Source organism: Yoonia maritima, assembly GCF_002933395.1.
Lineage (GTDB): Bacteria > Pseudomonadota > Alphaproteobacteria > Rhodobacterales > Rhodobacteraceae > Yoonia > Yoonia maritima_A.
In genome coordinates this window covers 161,699-176,221 of sequence record NZ_PKFN01000009.1, presented here as the reverse complement: position 1 = coordinate 176,221, position 14,523 = coordinate 161,699, and the positions used below count along the sequence as shown (strand labels likewise).

Genomic DNA, 14,523 nt, shown 5'->3' with positions numbered 1-14,523 from the left:
AGATGGGGATCTTGCGGCCTATTTGCAATCAGTGGCTTGTGTCACCAGCCCCGCCACCCCGTCCCAAGCGCCTTCGCATAACGCAAGGCCCAGCACGCGATCCGGGTTTGTGGGTGGCGGCATCTCCACCCCGTTCAGTTTTTCAAACCCAAAGCGTCCATAATATGGTCCATCGCCGACAAGCATCACGCGTTCCCAGCCATGCTCCGCAGCGACCGCCAAACACTGACGCATAAGCATCGCTGCAACACCTTCACCTTGCCGGGTAGGATGCACCGCAATCGGGCCAAGCAACACCGCAAGTTTTCCATCAACACAGACAGGCCAGTTACGCACTGCACCTGCTAAAATACCATGCTCGTCACGTGCGGTGATACATAGGGGGGCAATCGGCGGAACGCCATCACGTAAGCGATAAGACGACAGCGCCGATCGACCGGGCGCAAAGCAAAGGTCGTACAGCGCCTCTACTTCCCACCAATCATCCGCCGTTTCCTCGGCCATTGTCATTGCGGCTTGCTGCATTATTCTTTCATCTGGCCAAGTTCGTCTTGGCAAGCTACCTCTTAGAAAACCTAAGGAAAAGACAACACGATGTTTTACGAGCCAAAAAATGGGCACGGGCTGCCGCATAATCCGTTTAACGCCGTCGTTTCGCCCCGCCCGATCGGCTGGATTTCAACGCGCAGTGCAGACGGGCACGACAATCTTGCCCCATATTCGTTTTTCAACGCGGTTGCATATGAACCACCGCAAGTCATGTTTTCGTCGACCAGCACAAAACCTGACCGTGACGGTACCAAAGATTCGGTCGCACATATCCGCGAAACTGGTGTGTTTGCTGTGAACATCGTGGAATACGCAGCCAAGGACGCGATGAACCAAACATCAGGCGCGTGGGACAAGGACACCGACGAATTTACCCTTGCCGACATTGCCAAGGCCGAATGCAGCGCGATCGCCTGCGCACGCGTGGCCAATGCGCCCGCTACGTTGGAATGCAAGCTCACGCAAATCGTGCAACTGCCCGGTGCAGCCAATTTCGCCGTATTCGGCGAAGTCATCGGCGTGCACCTACGCGACGATTGCCTGATCGACGGCAAATTCGACGTGACCAAATTCGGGATGCTCGCCCGGATGGGATATCAGGACTACGCTGTCGTGCGCGATGTGTTCACACTCAAACGGCCCGGCCAGTCCTAGGCGGAAATCAGGAAATACCGCCCGATCCCATAAACATAAAGCACCGTGAACAGCATGTTGATGTACTTCAACTGCGGTTCTCGGCGCAGCCATGCGCAGTACATCCAGATTAAGCAAAACGGCAGGCTGAACAGCATCGCTGCCAATTGCCACCCCTGCACAACGCAAATTGTGCTGGCAACGCCCAGCACAAATGCGACCCATTTCAATTGCTGCTCAAAAGCTGCAAATGCCATCAGTGTCATAGTTTATTTTGTCTCGGTGATGTCCGCCGTGAACCCGGCGAGTGACAATAACCGAATAGCTTAGTTTTCGGGTTCACGCAACAATTGCAACGACATACCCAACATAGGCCGCAACAAACGAAAACCCTGCCCAACGTGGGATCTGTCCACGAGTGCGTGCAAATGCGGCAGGCGCAACTGCAGCAAGGATAAATACAGCCAACGTCACACCCGTCATGTCGGCCGGGACCGTCAGTGGATAGACCGCAGCGGTAATGCCTAAGATGCCCAGCACGTTAAAAATGTTGGACCCAATGATGTTACCAATCGCGATGGCGCCCTGCCCCTTGCACGCAGCCACCACAGAGGTCACGAGTTCGGGTAGCGACGTACCGACAGCCACGATCGTTAGGCCAATCACGGCCTCTGATACGGCAAATGCACGTGCAATTTCGCTGGCACCTTGGACGAGGAACTTTGCCCCGGCCATAACCCCCAAAAGGCCCAGCAGAAAGACACCACCGCCCGCCCAGACGGACATACCTTCGACCTGTTCTTCGGCTTCATCTTCGGGGCGCTTGCTCCGCAATGTGACAATCAGATAGCCCGCAAGCGCAGCAAGACACAGCAGGCCTGCAGCCCGCCCAATATACCCAAACATAACAAGCCCCGCGCAAAGCGCAGTGGCCCCCAGCATCACCATGCCGTCACGTTCAAGCAATGCGCGACCTGGCACCGCGCCCATCGCGGCTGTGACACCTAAGATCAGAAGGATGTTCGCGATATTGCTGCCAACCACATTGCCTAATGCGATGCCGGGAAGCCCCTGGAAGGCAGCGATAAGGCTCGTCATCAGTTCAGGCATTGAGGTCCCGAAACCAACAAGCGTCAAACCAATAACAAATGGCGACAGCCCTGCACGCTGTGCAACCGCCACAGCCCCGCGCACAAGCACATCACCGCAAATAACCAAGGCGACAAGGCCTCCGGTCACGTAAGCAATATCAATCAACATTTAGAAAGTCCGAGGCCATGAACACGCAGTTGCGGCGCCAGTAGCCGAATGGGCGCGCAACACATCTGTGTCGTCGCGCGCCCATATTCAAGGGGATTAATGTCCGCCAAGTATGCCTGTTTTAACACCGTAATCAACGGCCAGCGCGTAATCTGGGTCATCGTCACTATCCACGATCAGGTGCCCCGCTTTGGACAGCAGCTGATGGCAATCGTGGCTGATGTGGCGCAACTGGATACGCTTGCCTGCGGCCTCGTATTTACCGGCAATCGCTTCGATCGCTTGCAGCGCTGATTGGTCAACGACGCGGCTTTCGTCAAAGTCGATGATGACCAATGACGGATCGCTTTCGACATCAAACAGTTCGGTAAAACCGTCGGATGAACCAAAGAAAAGCGGACCACGGATTTGGTAAACCTTCGCACCTTCGGGTGTTTCATGTGTCTTGGCGTTAATGCGTGTGGCGTTGTTCCAAGCATAAGCAAGCGCCGACACGATCACACCAACCACCACGGCGGTCGCCAGATCAGTTGCAACAGTCACCACAGTAACAAGGATCGTCACGAATGCGTCCGTACGCGGTACTTTGCGCAAGATCGTCAGCGAGTTCCAAGCGAATGTCCCGATCACAACCATGAACATCACACCCACAAGTGCAGCGAGCGGGATACGTTCAATCAGGCCACTTGCGAACAGGATAAACGCCAGCAAGAACAGCGCCGCCGCAATGCCAGCAACGCGGGTACGGCCGCCGGATTTCACGTTGATCATCGACTGACCGATCATCGCACAACCGCCCATACCGCCAAAGAAACCAGTGACTGTGTTCGCGGCACCTTGGGCGATACATTCTTGGCTTGCGCCACCACGGTTGCCCGTCATTTCACCAACAAGGTTCAGCGTCAGAAGGCTCTCGATCAAACCAATCGCGGCTAGGATCAAAGCATAAGGCAAGATGATCTCAACCGTTTCCCATGTCATCGGAACCATCGGAATATGGAACGGTGGCAGACCACCCTCGATGCTCGCCAGATCGCCAACCAGTGGCACATCAAGACCGAAACCAATCACGATAGCAGCAACAATACCGATACCAGCAAGCGGTGCCGGGATCGCATTCGTCAGCTTTGGAATGAAGTAGATAATCGCCATTGTCAGCGCGACCAGCCCGAGCATAAGCGCCATTGGACCGCCTGCAAGCCATTCACCACCGCCAACACCATGGCCGACAGCCTCGGCTGTGCCGGGAACCTTGAATTGCCCCAGTTGCGCAAGGAAAATCACGATGGCCAAGCCGTTCACAAAGCCCAGCATCACTGGATGCGGCACTAGGCGAATGAACTTCCCCCAGCGCATGACCCCGACAAAAATCTGGATCAGCCCCATCAACACGACCGTCGCGAACAGATATTCAACACCATGCTGCGCAACAAGGCTAACCATCACAACAGCCAATGCACCAGTCGCACCCGAAATCATACCGGGGCGGCCACCAAAGATGGCGGTGATCAAACCAACGATAAACGCGGCATACAAACCGACCAATGGCTGAACCCCAGCAACGAAAGCAAAGGCAACCGCCTCAGGGACCAGCGCTAAGGCAACTGTCAGCCCTGAAAGCACATCAATGCGAAGCTGTTTGGGTGTCAAAGGTGCGTTCGGATCGCTAATCGAAAGACTATCTGCGAAACTCGCTAAAAGAGCGCGGGCCATGAGGATTCCTGTCAAATGGGGATGTTATGCCTGCCCTACCGGACCTGCGTGCAATTGTCACCCCTTGGGGCGCAGGTGCCTTATATTGTTGCGACAACGGCACGCCTGCGGGGTTCACATTTGGTATCTTACCCGCCAAAGTTACCCGTAACAGATTCAACGCAGGTGATTAAAATGCAAACGAAAATCGGCATCATTGGTGGTTCAGGCATCTATGATATGGACGGGCTAGAGAATGCAAAATGGGTCACTGTCGAAAGCTCATGGGGCACACCATCGGACGCAATTCTGACTGGAACGCTAAACGGTGTCGCCATGGCGTTTCTGCCACGCCACGGCCGCGGGCACCTGCATTCCCCCACAACAGTGCCTTATCGGGCCAATATCGATGCACTGAAACGGCTTGGTGTGACGGACATCATCAGCGTCAGCGCCTGTGGGTCATTCCGCGAAGAACTCGCCCCCGGTGATTTCGTCATCGTTGATCAGTTCATCGACCGGACCTTTGCCCGGGAAAAGTCGTTCTTTGGCGCGGGCTGCGTCGCACATGTCAGCGTCGCGCACCCAACGTGCGAACGCCTGTCTGACGCTTGCGAAACCGCAGGTCGCGATGCGGGCATCAAAATTCACCGGGGCGGCACCTATCTGGCGATGGAAGGGCCGCAGTTTTCGTCCATGGCCGAAAGCAAAATGTACCGCGAATGGGGCTGCGATGTGATCGGGATGACCAACATGCCCGAGGCCAAGCTCGCCCGCGAGGCAGAGATTTGCTATGCCTCTGTCGCGATGATCACCGATTACGATAGCTGGCACCCAGACCACGGGGCCGTGGACATCACCGAAATTATCGCAACGCTCAATGGAAATGGGACCAAAGCCCGCGATCTTGTCTCTCGACTCCCGGCGCTACTCGGGGCAAAACGCGAGACTTGCCCACACGGCTGTGACCGGGCGCTTGAATACGCGGTTATGACCGCCCCTGATAAACGCGACCCTGCGTTGGTCGCCAAACTAGACGCCGTCGCTGGCCGTATCCTTTAGAAAGACCACCATGAAAACCGTCCAAGACTACATCCGCACTATCCCAGACTTTCCACACGAAGGGATCATGTTCCGCGATGTCACCACTTTGTTCAGCGACCCTCGCGGTTTTCGGATCGCCATTGACCAACTGCTGCACCCCTACGCGGGACAGCCAATCGACAAGGTCATCGGGCTAGAGGCACGTGGGTTTATCCTTGGCGGCGCAATCGCGCACCAACTGGGTAAAGGTTTCGTACCCATCCGTAAAAAAGGAAAACTGCCCGGCAAAACCATCGAACAGGCCTATACACTTGAATATGGCGAGGCCGTGATGGAAGTCCACGATGACGCTCTGCAGCCCGGTGAAAAGGTCCTGATGGTCGATGACCTGCTTGCTACAGGCGGCACCGCCGAAGCCGGAATCAAACTGATCGAACGCATGGGCGCCGAAGTCGTCGGCTGCGCCTTCGTCATCGACCTACCCGACCTAGGCGGCCGTAAACGACTGGAAGGCCTAGGAATGGACGTGCACGCGCTGTGTTCGTTTGAAGGGGAGTAAAAGATAAAACAAGACAGCCACGATTGGCGTGGCTGTCGTTCTTCACAGACTTTCAGTGACAAGCTGCTGTTCAACCAAGTCAAGCAAGCTGCAAAAACTCTGATCCATCTCGCAAGCTGCTAAACGATCATTTGGCGCAAGGAACTTTTGCTTCGGATAAAACCCGTCGAAGAAAAACCGAGTGGCCGTCATTTGTTCATCTGCGGGCAAAGCCATAATATCGGCAATAACAATACGCTTTTCCGACCCGAATAAATCTCGATACGCCGCCTGCAAGGCATTCACGTTATCGACGTCCCACTTCGCATCAGCAGCGATCGCGACATATTTTGCGCTAAGTGAAGTGCTATCTGCGAAGCTATTCAACAAAGGCAGCGACGAAAACAAATCTTGCTCATACAACGCAGCGGCACCCTCGTCAGAGTACCCGAAAAGACCGTTGAACACGCAAAACGTCCTGGGAAAGTCGGCCAGAAACGCCGTTGCCGTACCCTGAGATGGTTCGTTTAACAGGTTTTCATGCAACTCAATGAAATGCGGCACATCAACCGCCGCGATCGCATCGTCACAAGCCAACGCTGCCAAAGGCAGGGTCGCAACACACGCCGATATAAACAACCTAATACAAATCATTCGATGTGCTCCTAATAAAAAACCTTGGGAAACTGTTGATGGGATCGTTACCCACGCGCCCTTAGCACCGCGCCCGGGTTCATGATCCCTTGCGGGTCCAGCGCGTCTTTGATCGCGCGTAGCATAGCAAGCTTAGCTGGATCACCGTATTTCTCCAAATCAGCCACCTTAAGCCGCCCGATCCCGTGTTCGGCGCTGACCGATCCTTCCATTTCAGACACCAGATCGTGCACCGTTTGCTTTACCGCGCTGCGCAAGGCGTCGTATTCATCACGGCTGCGCCCTTTGGCTGGGAACACGTTATAGTGCAGGTTTCCATCCCCTAGATGCCCAAAACAGTTGATCCGAAAATCGCCAACCTCTGCCAGCGCCTTGCCACCCTGCTCAATGAAATCAGGGATGACGCTTAGCGGCAGCGCGATATCGTGCGAGCTGACGGAACCGATCCTGCGGTTGGCCTCGGGGATATTTTCGCGGATATCCCAAAGTTCCTGACGCTGCGCGCGGCTTTGGGCGATCACACCATCGGTAACCAGCCCTTGTTCAAAACCCGCTTCGAACAATCCTTCAAGCGCGTCTTCGGGGCTAAGCCCGGCAGGCAGCCCCACGTCGACAAGGATGCACCACTCCGGAACTTCAGCAAACGGCTGGCGCAGATCGGGGCCGACCTCGGCCAGAAAATCCATGCCTTGGCGGTGCATGATCTCAAACGCTGAAATCCCGTCACCGATACGCGCACCAGCAAGCGCCAGTAGATCAAGTGCGGCTTGTGGCGATGGCACCGCCATCATCGCAGCACCAATCCCGACAGGACGCGGCGCGAGCTTTAGCGCAGCTGCAGTAATGATCCCCAGCGTGCCTTCGGCCCCGATCATCAGATCACGCAGGTCATAGCCAGTGTTGTCTTTGCGCAACCGTGTCAGACCATGCCAGATAGTCCCATCCGGGCGCACGACCTCTAATCCCAGACACAACGCACGCGCATTGCCATAGCGCAGAACATTCACACCGCCCGCATTGGTAGATAGCAAACCGCCAATCCGCGCGGACCCTTCAGAGGCAAGCGAAAGTGGAAACAGCCGATCCACGTCTTCCGCTGCATTTTGGACATCAGCCAAGATGACACCGGCATCGCAAACCAGCACGTTTTCGGTCGGATAGACGGCGCGGATTTTGTTCATACGCTCAAGCGAGATAACGACAGGCTTCGGCCCTTGATCCGTCAACTGACCACCAACCAAACCAGTGCCGCCGCCATAGGGGATAATGCCAACCATCGCGTCAGCACAGGCTTTCACCAGCATCGCGACCTCTTCAGTGGTGTTTGGTGCAATCACAAGGCCCTGCCCGGTCCATCGCCCACGCGGCTCAGACACATAACCCGCGATATCGTCCTTGAACGCGGCCGCAGGCAGCGCCGAACGCAGTTGTGCTTCGAATTCCGGCGTGACGGGGTTTAGCATAAAGCGATCCTTTATTGATTAGCCCACGTCGGTTTTGCCGCGGCGATCATTGCGTAGATTGGCATAAAGCACATGGTTCCGCCATCGCCCGTTGATCTGCAAATAGCTCTGGGCGACGCCTTCGTATTTATAGCCACATTGTTCGAGCAAACGACGTGACGGCGTGTTTTCAGGTAGGCACCCTGCTTCAAGACGGCTCAGATTTAGCGTCGTAAACGCGTGATGCGCAACGGCCTGTAATGCTTCGCGCATGTACCCTTGGCGCGCAAACGGCTCTCCAACCCAATACCCGGTTGTGCCAGCCTGTGCCGGACCACGCCTGATGTTATCAAGGGTAATACCACCAACCAGTGCCTGATCTTCACGGCGCACCAAAAACAATGGCAAAGCGGACCCATTCGCAATGGAACGCTGCGCCCAATAGACCCGATTGGTAAACGCCTTGCGCGTCAGATGATCATTGGCCCACGTGGGTTCCCATGGCGTCAGGAACGCAGCGCTATCGTGGCGCAGCGAAGACCACGCGCGATAGTCGCCGTGAATGGGTGGACGCAATGTCAGCCGTTCGGTTTCAATCCGGACCTTTCGCTTGGTCCCAAGCATCAGGCTACTAACCGCTCTTTCAATGCATCCAAGGTCGGTGCGGTCTCGGCAGGACCATAAAGCGCAAGACCAGCCCCTGTGTCTCCGGCCATTTGCTCGGCAAAGACTTTGACATCACCTGTTGTTACAGCATCGATATGCGCGATTGTTTCATCCAACCCCGGAATGCGGCCCCAAATCGACAGTAACCGCGCCAGTCGTTCAGCCCGGTTTGATGGGCTTTCAAGCCCCATCAACAAACCAGCCTTCATCTGCGCACGGGCACGGGCGACTTCGGCGGCGGTCATATCGTCAGCCGCACGCTTCATTTCGTCGATCGTAATATTGGAAAGCTCAGCGATTTGTTCAGCACTGGTGCCTGCGTAAATCGTTGTCATCCCAGTGTCTTCGTAAGCACCCGTTTGGGCAAATATCGAATAGCACAAACCACGGTTTTCACGGATCTCTTGGAACAGGCGCGACGACACCCCGCCCCCCATGACAGAGCTATAGATTTGCGCGGTGTAAATCATCGGATCACGGTAATCCGGTCCTTCAAGGCCCAGCGCAAAATGTACCTGCTCAAGATCTTTGATATTCCGAATTTCGCCGCCACCAAATTTGGCGGGCTGAATCAGATTTGGACCACGATCAAGCGCCGGAAGATGACCAAACAAAGCCTCGGCTTGGGCAACGATTTTTTCGTGATCAACAGCACCCGCGGCGGCCAAAATCATCTGGTTCGGGCCGTAATGCTCTCCGACGAACTGCCTTAAGTCATCTTGATTGAACGCGCTGACACGTTCGGTCGGGCCTAAGATCGTGCGGCCTAGGGCCTGCTCAGGATAGGACACCTCTTGCAGCCAATCGAACACCATTTCATCTGGCGTATCGATGGTCATGCCGATTTCTTGCAAGATCACGCCGCGTTCGATCTCGATGTCTTCTGGGGTGAAGATGGGATTGAGCAAAATATCCGCAATCACATCAAGCCCCAGCGGGACGTCGTCTTCTAGCAGTCGGACGTAATACGCCGTGGTTTCGCGGCTGGTATAGGCATTGATATAGCCGCCAACGTCTTCGATGCTTTCGGCGATTTGCAGGGCGCTACGCGTTTTGGTTCCCTTGAACGCCATATGTTCAAGGAAATGCGCGATGCCGTTTTGCTCTAGCCGTTCGTGGCGTCCACCTGCGTCGACCCAGATGCCAATACTGGCAGATTTCAGGGTCGGCATGTGCTCTGTCACGATCCGAAAACCGTTGGACAGTGTGTGCAGTTCAATTGTCAAATTCAGATCCGTTCTCTGATGACTGCTTGCAGTGCTGCAAGATCATTGGCCACGCGTGTGACCCGCTCTGGACGGTCATATAGGTCCGCCATCCGAGGGGGAAGAGGTGCCGCAACGCCTGATGCTTCTTTCACGGCATCTGGGAATTTGGCAGGGTGTGCGGTGGCTAATGTAACCATCGGGGTGCTACCCAGATGCGCCTCGGCCACGTGAACACCAACGGCACTGTGCGGGCAAAGCAGTTCGCCAGTATTAGCGCGATAAGATTTGATCGCAGCTTGTGTGTCTTCTTCGGACGCACGGCCAGATTTGAACGTGTCCTTCAACATCTGATAGGCGCCTTGGCTGATCTGGAAACCACCATTTTTCAGGTCTTCCATCTGACCAGCCACAGCGGCACCATCGCGGCCGTAGGCATCGAACAACGCGCGCTCAAAATTGGAACTGACCTGAATATCCATTGATGGGCTGATCGTTGGGGTCACGCCTTCTTTGGTATAGGCGCCAGTTTCAAACGTGCGGTGCAGGATATCGTTACGGTTAGTCGCAACAACCAGATCAGCAATCGGCAGGCCCATCTTTTTAGCAATGTAGCCCGCAAAGATATCACCGAAGTTGCCTGTCGGAACGGTAAAGCTGACCTCGCGGTGTGGTGCACCAAGGCTGACTGCCGCAGTGAAGTAGTAAACAACCTGCGCCAAAACGCGGCCCCAGTTGATCGAATTCACACCAGCAAGTTTCACATCTTCGCGGAATGCAAAGTCATTGAACATGTCTTTGACTGCCGCCTGACAATCATCAAAGTCACCATCAACAGCCAATGCATGCACGTTGGCTTCGCTCGGCGTTGTCATCTGTCGGCGCTGAACCTCGGACACGCGGCCATGCGGAAACAGGATAAATACATCGACATTCGACAGGCCACGGAAGGCCTCGATCGCGGCAGAGCCAGTATCGCCCGATGTTGCACCCACGATTGTGACGCGGTCACCGGAACGCGACAGTGCCGCTTGGAACATTTGGCCAATCAGTTGCATCGCGAAATCTTTGAACGCGAGCGTCGGGCCGTGGAACAGTTCCAGCAAAAAGTGGTTCGGCGCCAGCTGTACCAACGGCGCGCGGGCCGCGTGGCCAAAACCAGCATAGGCTTTGGCGATCAGTTCACGAAATTGACCATCACTGAATGTTTCCCCGATAAACGGGCGCATGACCTCGAACGCGACTTCCTCGTACGACTTGCCAGCCATCGCAGCGATTTGCGCGTTGGTTAACGTCGGCACCTCTTCGGGGACGTACAGGCCACCATCGCGCGCAAGGCCAGTTAGCATGGCCTCTTCAAATGTCAGCGCAGGTGCAGAGCCACGGGTTGAGATATAGCGCATAGGTCAGACGTCCTTTTGGCGGGTCGTACGGAAGATAAGAAACATAGTCATGGCAGCCCAAACAATAGCCAGCAAGAACCAAGTAATCGCGTATTCAAGGTGATCGTTCTTTATGCCCGAAGTTTCCACAGGCAAAGGTGTTAGTCGCGGATCAGCGGGTGTTGCCGTGCTAACGACAACCATAAATGGCTGGGTCGTCAGAGCCGCGGACATCATTTCGACATTACGCGCAAACCAGATGTTTTTGGTGGTGTCAGGATCGGGCGTGCTGCTGTTTTGATCATCCGGCCAAAGCAAAGTACCCGTGATCTGCATCGGCGCGATCAGCGGCGCGGTATCTTTGATGTCGAGCGGCAAAAGACCAAGATCAAGAAGAATGTCGTTTCCGTCATCAAGCGTAAATTTCGAAATAACGCGGTAGCCAGTTCCCGCAGCAGTTCCAGACGTCAGCACATGCAGCTCTTCACCGCTGGGTGTGCCAGACAATGTGACCCGCGTGTATTCGTTGATTTCTTCTGTGGCGCTAAAATCAAAAGGCTGCGGTGCACCAGTCAGGCGGCTATCAAGCTCCGCCAAGATTGCCTCTTTCCAAGCAAGGCGCTGCACCTGCCAGACGCCAAGGCTGATAAGAACCCCACAGCCCGCGATTCCAAGAAGAAGAGGAAAGATCAACTTACGCAGCATTTTGCGCCCTTAATGAGAAAAACGCGCGAGAAGCCCCGCGCGTTTGGTATCAGGGGTGGTGGGTCAAGACCCACCCTACGGACCGATTTAGTCTTATTAGCCGCCCCAGACGTAGACAGCTGCGAACAGGAACAACCACACGACGTCAACAAAATGCCAGTACCAAGCGGCGGCTTCGAAGCCGATGTGCTTTTCAGGCGTAAAGTCACCCTTTTGCAGACGGATCAGGCAGATCAGCAAGAAGATTGTCCCGATGAAAACGTGTGCACCGTGGAACCCTGTCGCCATAAAGAAGTTCGCGCCATAGATATTCCCGCCGAAACCAAAGGTCGCGTGGCTATATTCATAGATTTGGAACACGGTAAACACGCCGCCCAATACCACAGCAAGGATCAGGCCCCACTTCATGTCTTGGCGGTTGTTTTCGTGAACCAGCGCGTGGTGCGCCCAAGTCGCAGCAGCACCTGAACACAATAGGATCAACGTGTTGATCAGTGGCAGGTGCCAAGGATCAAATGTTTCAATCCCAGCAGGTGGCCAAACGCCATCCTGAAGTGGGCTCATTGGGCCCATTGGGTACATTGCGTGTTTAAAGAAAGACCAGAACCAAGCAGCGAAGAACATGACTTCGGACATGATGAACATGATGAAACCGTAGCGCAGGCCGATACGCACAACTGGCGTATGATCGCCAACGCGGCTTTCGGCGACAACTTCAGCCCACCAAGCATACATGACGTAAAGAACGGCAGCGAGGCCGATCAAGAACATGTAAGGGCCTGAAACAGTCACCGCACCAAAGAACATTGGCATCGGGCCAGCCATCCAACCGACGGCACCCAACAGCATGACAAATGCGCCAATACCGCCAAACATTGGCCAAATCGAAGGTGGCAGAATGTGATAATCGTGATTTTTTGCATGCGCCATGTGGTGCGTCCCTATCGGCTGGTCGTTAGTTCGTTTCTATGGCGTCTTGCGGCGCCGTTGTCAAAGTCGAGGACGTCACCGCAGCTTGCAGATCTTCCTCGGGTAGGTCGATTTGGTAGAAAGTATAGCTTAGCGTGATCGTATGAACATATTTACCTTCGCGGTCATCAACGATCGCTGGGTCCACAAAAAAGCTGACCGGCATCATCACCGTTTCGCCTGGCTGCAACACCTGTTCGGTAAAGCAAAAGCATTCAATCTTATCAAAGAATACACCAGCTTCATATGGTGTCACATTATACGCGGCTTGCCCCGCGATAGGCACATCCAGCGGATTATGTGCTTCGTAATAGGCCAACCCGGTTTCACCGATCCGCAACTCCATTTCGCGCACTTCAGGTGAAAAGCTCCAGGGCATGTCACGATCCGTCGATGCATCAAAACGGACCTTAATGGTCTGATCTAGAATCACATCACTGCCAGCATCGGCGACGTTCGTGATACCACCAAAACCGGTGACACGGCAAAACCAGTCGTAGAACGGCACCGAAGCATAAGCCAAGCCACCCATCATCACCACGACAGCGCTTGCCATAAGCGCGGTGCGTTGTGTCGCTGGAAGATTCGGGAAAAACTTCATTCGGATCCCTCTTGTGGTTCGATCTGAGGACGCGCAACGTGATCGAACGTCTCGAACTGGCGCGCGTCGCCAAGCTGAAGCACCTTTACAACCGTCAATCCGAAAACAATCGCAACAAAGCCGATCAAAAGCATCAAAACCCCGTAGTTGCGGTTTTTGCGGCGTCCGTGGACTTCGTGTTCTACTTTAAACGTCATCTACCAGCCCCCAAGCCCGTATTGGCGCAGCGCAGCCTCAAGAAGCAGCGCGCAAAAGTGAGCAAAGAGATAGTATAACGACACTTTGAAAACGCCGATTTCGACTTTGTGCTTATCTGCTTCGCATGCCGCATCATCGCGACGATAGATATCGATAGCACCTTTAAGAAACCAAGCATTCATCACTACAGCCACGGCCATATAGATTGGACCACCAATTGAGGTTAACCCCAGCCCAAGAGCAACAGGAACAAGCAGCAGTGTATAAATCAGCACGTGTCGGCGCGTTGCATCACGCCCATGCGTTTCGGTCAGCATTGGCACACCAGCGTTGCCATAGTCAGACTTTACAAACAGCGCGAGCGCCCAAAAATGTGGTGGTGTCCACATAAAGGTCAACGCAAACATCAGGATGCTTTCAATGCTAACCCCACCAGTCGCAACCGCCCACCCAATCATCGGAGGGAACGCACCAGCCGCGCCGCCAATCACGATGTTCTGCGGCGTGGACCGCTTAAGGAACATCGAATAGACAACAGCGTAAAAGAAGATGGTAAAGGCAAGAAGGAAAGCCGCCACAAAATTCGTCGCAAGCGCCAAAAGAACAACAGCAAAACCAGACAGCGCCAAACCAATGCCCAGCGCTTCGCCCGGTTCAACACGTCCCGACGGGATCGGGCGTGTCGCAGTACGTTTCATCAAGCGGTCGATGTCAGCATCCCACCACATATTCAACGCACCTGACGCACCAGCACCGACTGCAATGCAAAGAATGCTTACGAACCCAATAAACGGATGAACAGGAAGAGGAGCAACCAACAATCCGACAAGCGCAGTAAACACAACTAACGACATGACGCGCGGCTTTAATAGCGCGAAGTAATCGCCCATATTAGCCTCATAGCTGCTGTCTTGTACGCTGATGTCGCTCATGCTGGACCTTTCCGCATGGGTGGATTGAAATCCACCTTACATGGTTGATCTGG

At 54.7% G+C, this 14,523-nt stretch carries 18 protein-coding genes; 4 read left to right on the top strand and 14 right to left on the bottom strand.

Features of this window, described 5'->3' with window-relative positions:
* Positions 1-18 precede the first annotated feature (18 nt).
* The gene (locus tag CYQ09_RS12035; RefSeq protein ID WP_106745652.1) at positions 19-525 is read right to left on the bottom strand and encodes a GNAT family N-acetyltransferase; all 507 of its coding nucleotides are present in this window, start codon (positions 523-525) and stop codon (positions 19-21) included.
* 69 nt (positions 526-594) lie between these two features.
* On the opposite strand from CYQ09_RS12035, the gene CYQ09_RS12030 reads away from it, so the two are divergent.
* Positions 595-1,203, top strand: a complete 609-nt coding sequence (locus CYQ09_RS12030) for a flavin reductase family protein (protein WP_106745651.1) — start codon at positions 595-597, stop codon at positions 1,201-1,203.
* Here CYQ09_RS12030 and CYQ09_RS12025 read toward each other — a convergent pair.
* From CYQ09_RS12025 to CYQ09_RS12015, 3 genes are all read right to left on the bottom strand, one after another.
* Entirely contained in the window at positions 1,200-1,448 is a 249-nt protein-coding gene (locus CYQ09_RS12025) for a peptidase (RefSeq protein ID WP_204353945.1), read from the bottom strand. The genes CYQ09_RS12030 and CYQ09_RS12025 overlap by 4 nt on opposite strands.
* Before the next feature lie 73 nt (positions 1,449-1,521).
* Entirely contained in the window at positions 1,522-2,442 is a 921-nt protein-coding gene (locus CYQ09_RS12020; protein ID WP_106745649.1) for a calcium/sodium antiporter, read from the bottom strand.
* A 96-nt stretch (positions 2,443-2,538) separates the two neighbouring features.
* Entirely contained in the window at positions 2,539-4,155 is a 1,617-nt protein-coding gene (locus CYQ09_RS12015; protein WP_106745648.1) for a SulP family inorganic anion transporter, read from the bottom strand.
* 26 nt (positions 4,156-4,181) lie between these two features.
* On the opposite strand from CYQ09_RS12015, the gene CYQ09_RS18340 reads away from it, so the two are divergent.
* The 3 genes from CYQ09_RS18340 to CYQ09_RS12005 are packed head-to-tail and all read left to right on the top strand — an operon-like array spanning position 4,182 to position 5,737.
* On the top strand, positions 4,182-4,328 hold the full coding sequence (locus CYQ09_RS18340) for a hypothetical protein (protein WP_162617661.1): 147 nt from the start codon (positions 4,182-4,184) through the stop codon (positions 4,326-4,328).
* A gap of 1 nt (position 4,329) precedes the next feature.
* Complete coding sequence (locus tag CYQ09_RS12010; protein WP_106745878.1) at positions 4,330-5,196, top strand: S-methyl-5'-thioadenosine phosphorylase; 867 nt, start codon at positions 4,330-4,332, stop codon at positions 5,194-5,196.
* A 10-nt stretch (positions 5,197-5,206) separates the two neighbouring features.
* Positions 5,207-5,737 carry an adenine phosphoribosyltransferase gene (locus CYQ09_RS12005; RefSeq protein WP_106745647.1) on the top strand — a complete coding sequence of 177 codons (531 nt, stop codon included), beginning with the start codon at positions 5,207-5,209 and terminating at the stop codon, positions 5,735-5,737.
* Between the two features lie 42 nt (positions 5,738-5,779).
* Here the strand turns inward: CYQ09_RS12005 and CYQ09_RS12000 are convergent, their stop codons facing one another.
* From CYQ09_RS12000 to cyoE, 10 genes are all read right to left on the bottom strand, one after another.
* Entirely contained in the window at positions 5,780-6,370 is a 591-nt protein-coding gene (locus tag CYQ09_RS12000; RefSeq protein WP_106745646.1) for a hypothetical protein, read from the bottom strand.
* Between the two features lie 47 nt (positions 6,371-6,417).
* Positions 6,418-7,833: an FAD-binding oxidoreductase gene (locus CYQ09_RS11995; RefSeq protein ID WP_106745645.1), complete on the bottom strand. Its 1,416-nt coding sequence runs from the start codon at positions 7,831-7,833 to the stop codon at positions 6,418-6,420.
* A gap of 18 nt (positions 7,834-7,851) precedes the next feature.
* Positions 7,852-8,436, bottom strand: a complete 585-nt coding sequence (locus tag CYQ09_RS11990; RefSeq protein WP_106745644.1) for a GNAT family N-acetyltransferase — start codon at positions 8,434-8,436, stop codon at positions 7,852-7,854.
* Entirely contained in the window at positions 8,436-9,704 is a 1,269-nt protein-coding gene (locus CYQ09_RS11985; RefSeq protein WP_106745643.1) for a M16 family metallopeptidase, read from the bottom strand. The genes CYQ09_RS11990 and CYQ09_RS11985 overlap by 1 nt, the downstream gene beginning before the upstream one ends.
* A gap of 2 nt (positions 9,705-9,706) precedes the next feature.
* Complete coding sequence (gene thrC / locus CYQ09_RS11980) at positions 9,707-11,086, bottom strand: threonine synthase (protein WP_106745642.1); 1,380 nt, start codon at positions 11,084-11,086, stop codon at positions 9,707-9,709.
* Positions 11,087-11,089: 3 nt separating this feature from the next.
* A complete protein-coding gene (locus tag CYQ09_RS11975) occupies positions 11,090-11,770 on the bottom strand; it encodes an SURF1 family protein (protein WP_106745641.1) in 681 nt (226 codons plus the stop codon).
* A 96-nt stretch (positions 11,771-11,866) separates the two neighbouring features.
* The gene (locus CYQ09_RS11970) at positions 11,867-12,700 is read right to left on the bottom strand and encodes a cytochrome c oxidase subunit 3 (protein ID WP_106745640.1); all 834 of its coding nucleotides are present in this window, start codon (positions 12,698-12,700) and stop codon (positions 11,867-11,869) included.
* Positions 12,701-12,725: 25 nt separating this feature from the next.
* The gene (locus tag CYQ09_RS11965; RefSeq protein ID WP_106745639.1) at positions 12,726-13,340 is read right to left on the bottom strand and encodes a cytochrome c oxidase assembly protein; all 615 of its coding nucleotides are present in this window, start codon (positions 13,338-13,340) and stop codon (positions 12,726-12,728) included.
* On the bottom strand, positions 13,337-13,537 hold the full coding sequence (locus CYQ09_RS11960) for a hypothetical protein (protein WP_106745638.1): 201 nt from the start codon (positions 13,535-13,537) through the stop codon (positions 13,337-13,339). The genes CYQ09_RS11965 and CYQ09_RS11960 overlap by 4 nt, the downstream gene beginning before the upstream one ends.
* Positions 13,538-14,470 (bottom strand): heme o synthase, encoded by a 933-nt coding sequence (cyoE, locus tag CYQ09_RS11955; protein ID WP_106745637.1) that lies wholly within the window; start codon positions 14,468-14,470, stop codon positions 13,538-13,540. It lies immediately after the preceding gene.
* Positions 14,471-14,523: the final 53 nt, after the last annotated feature.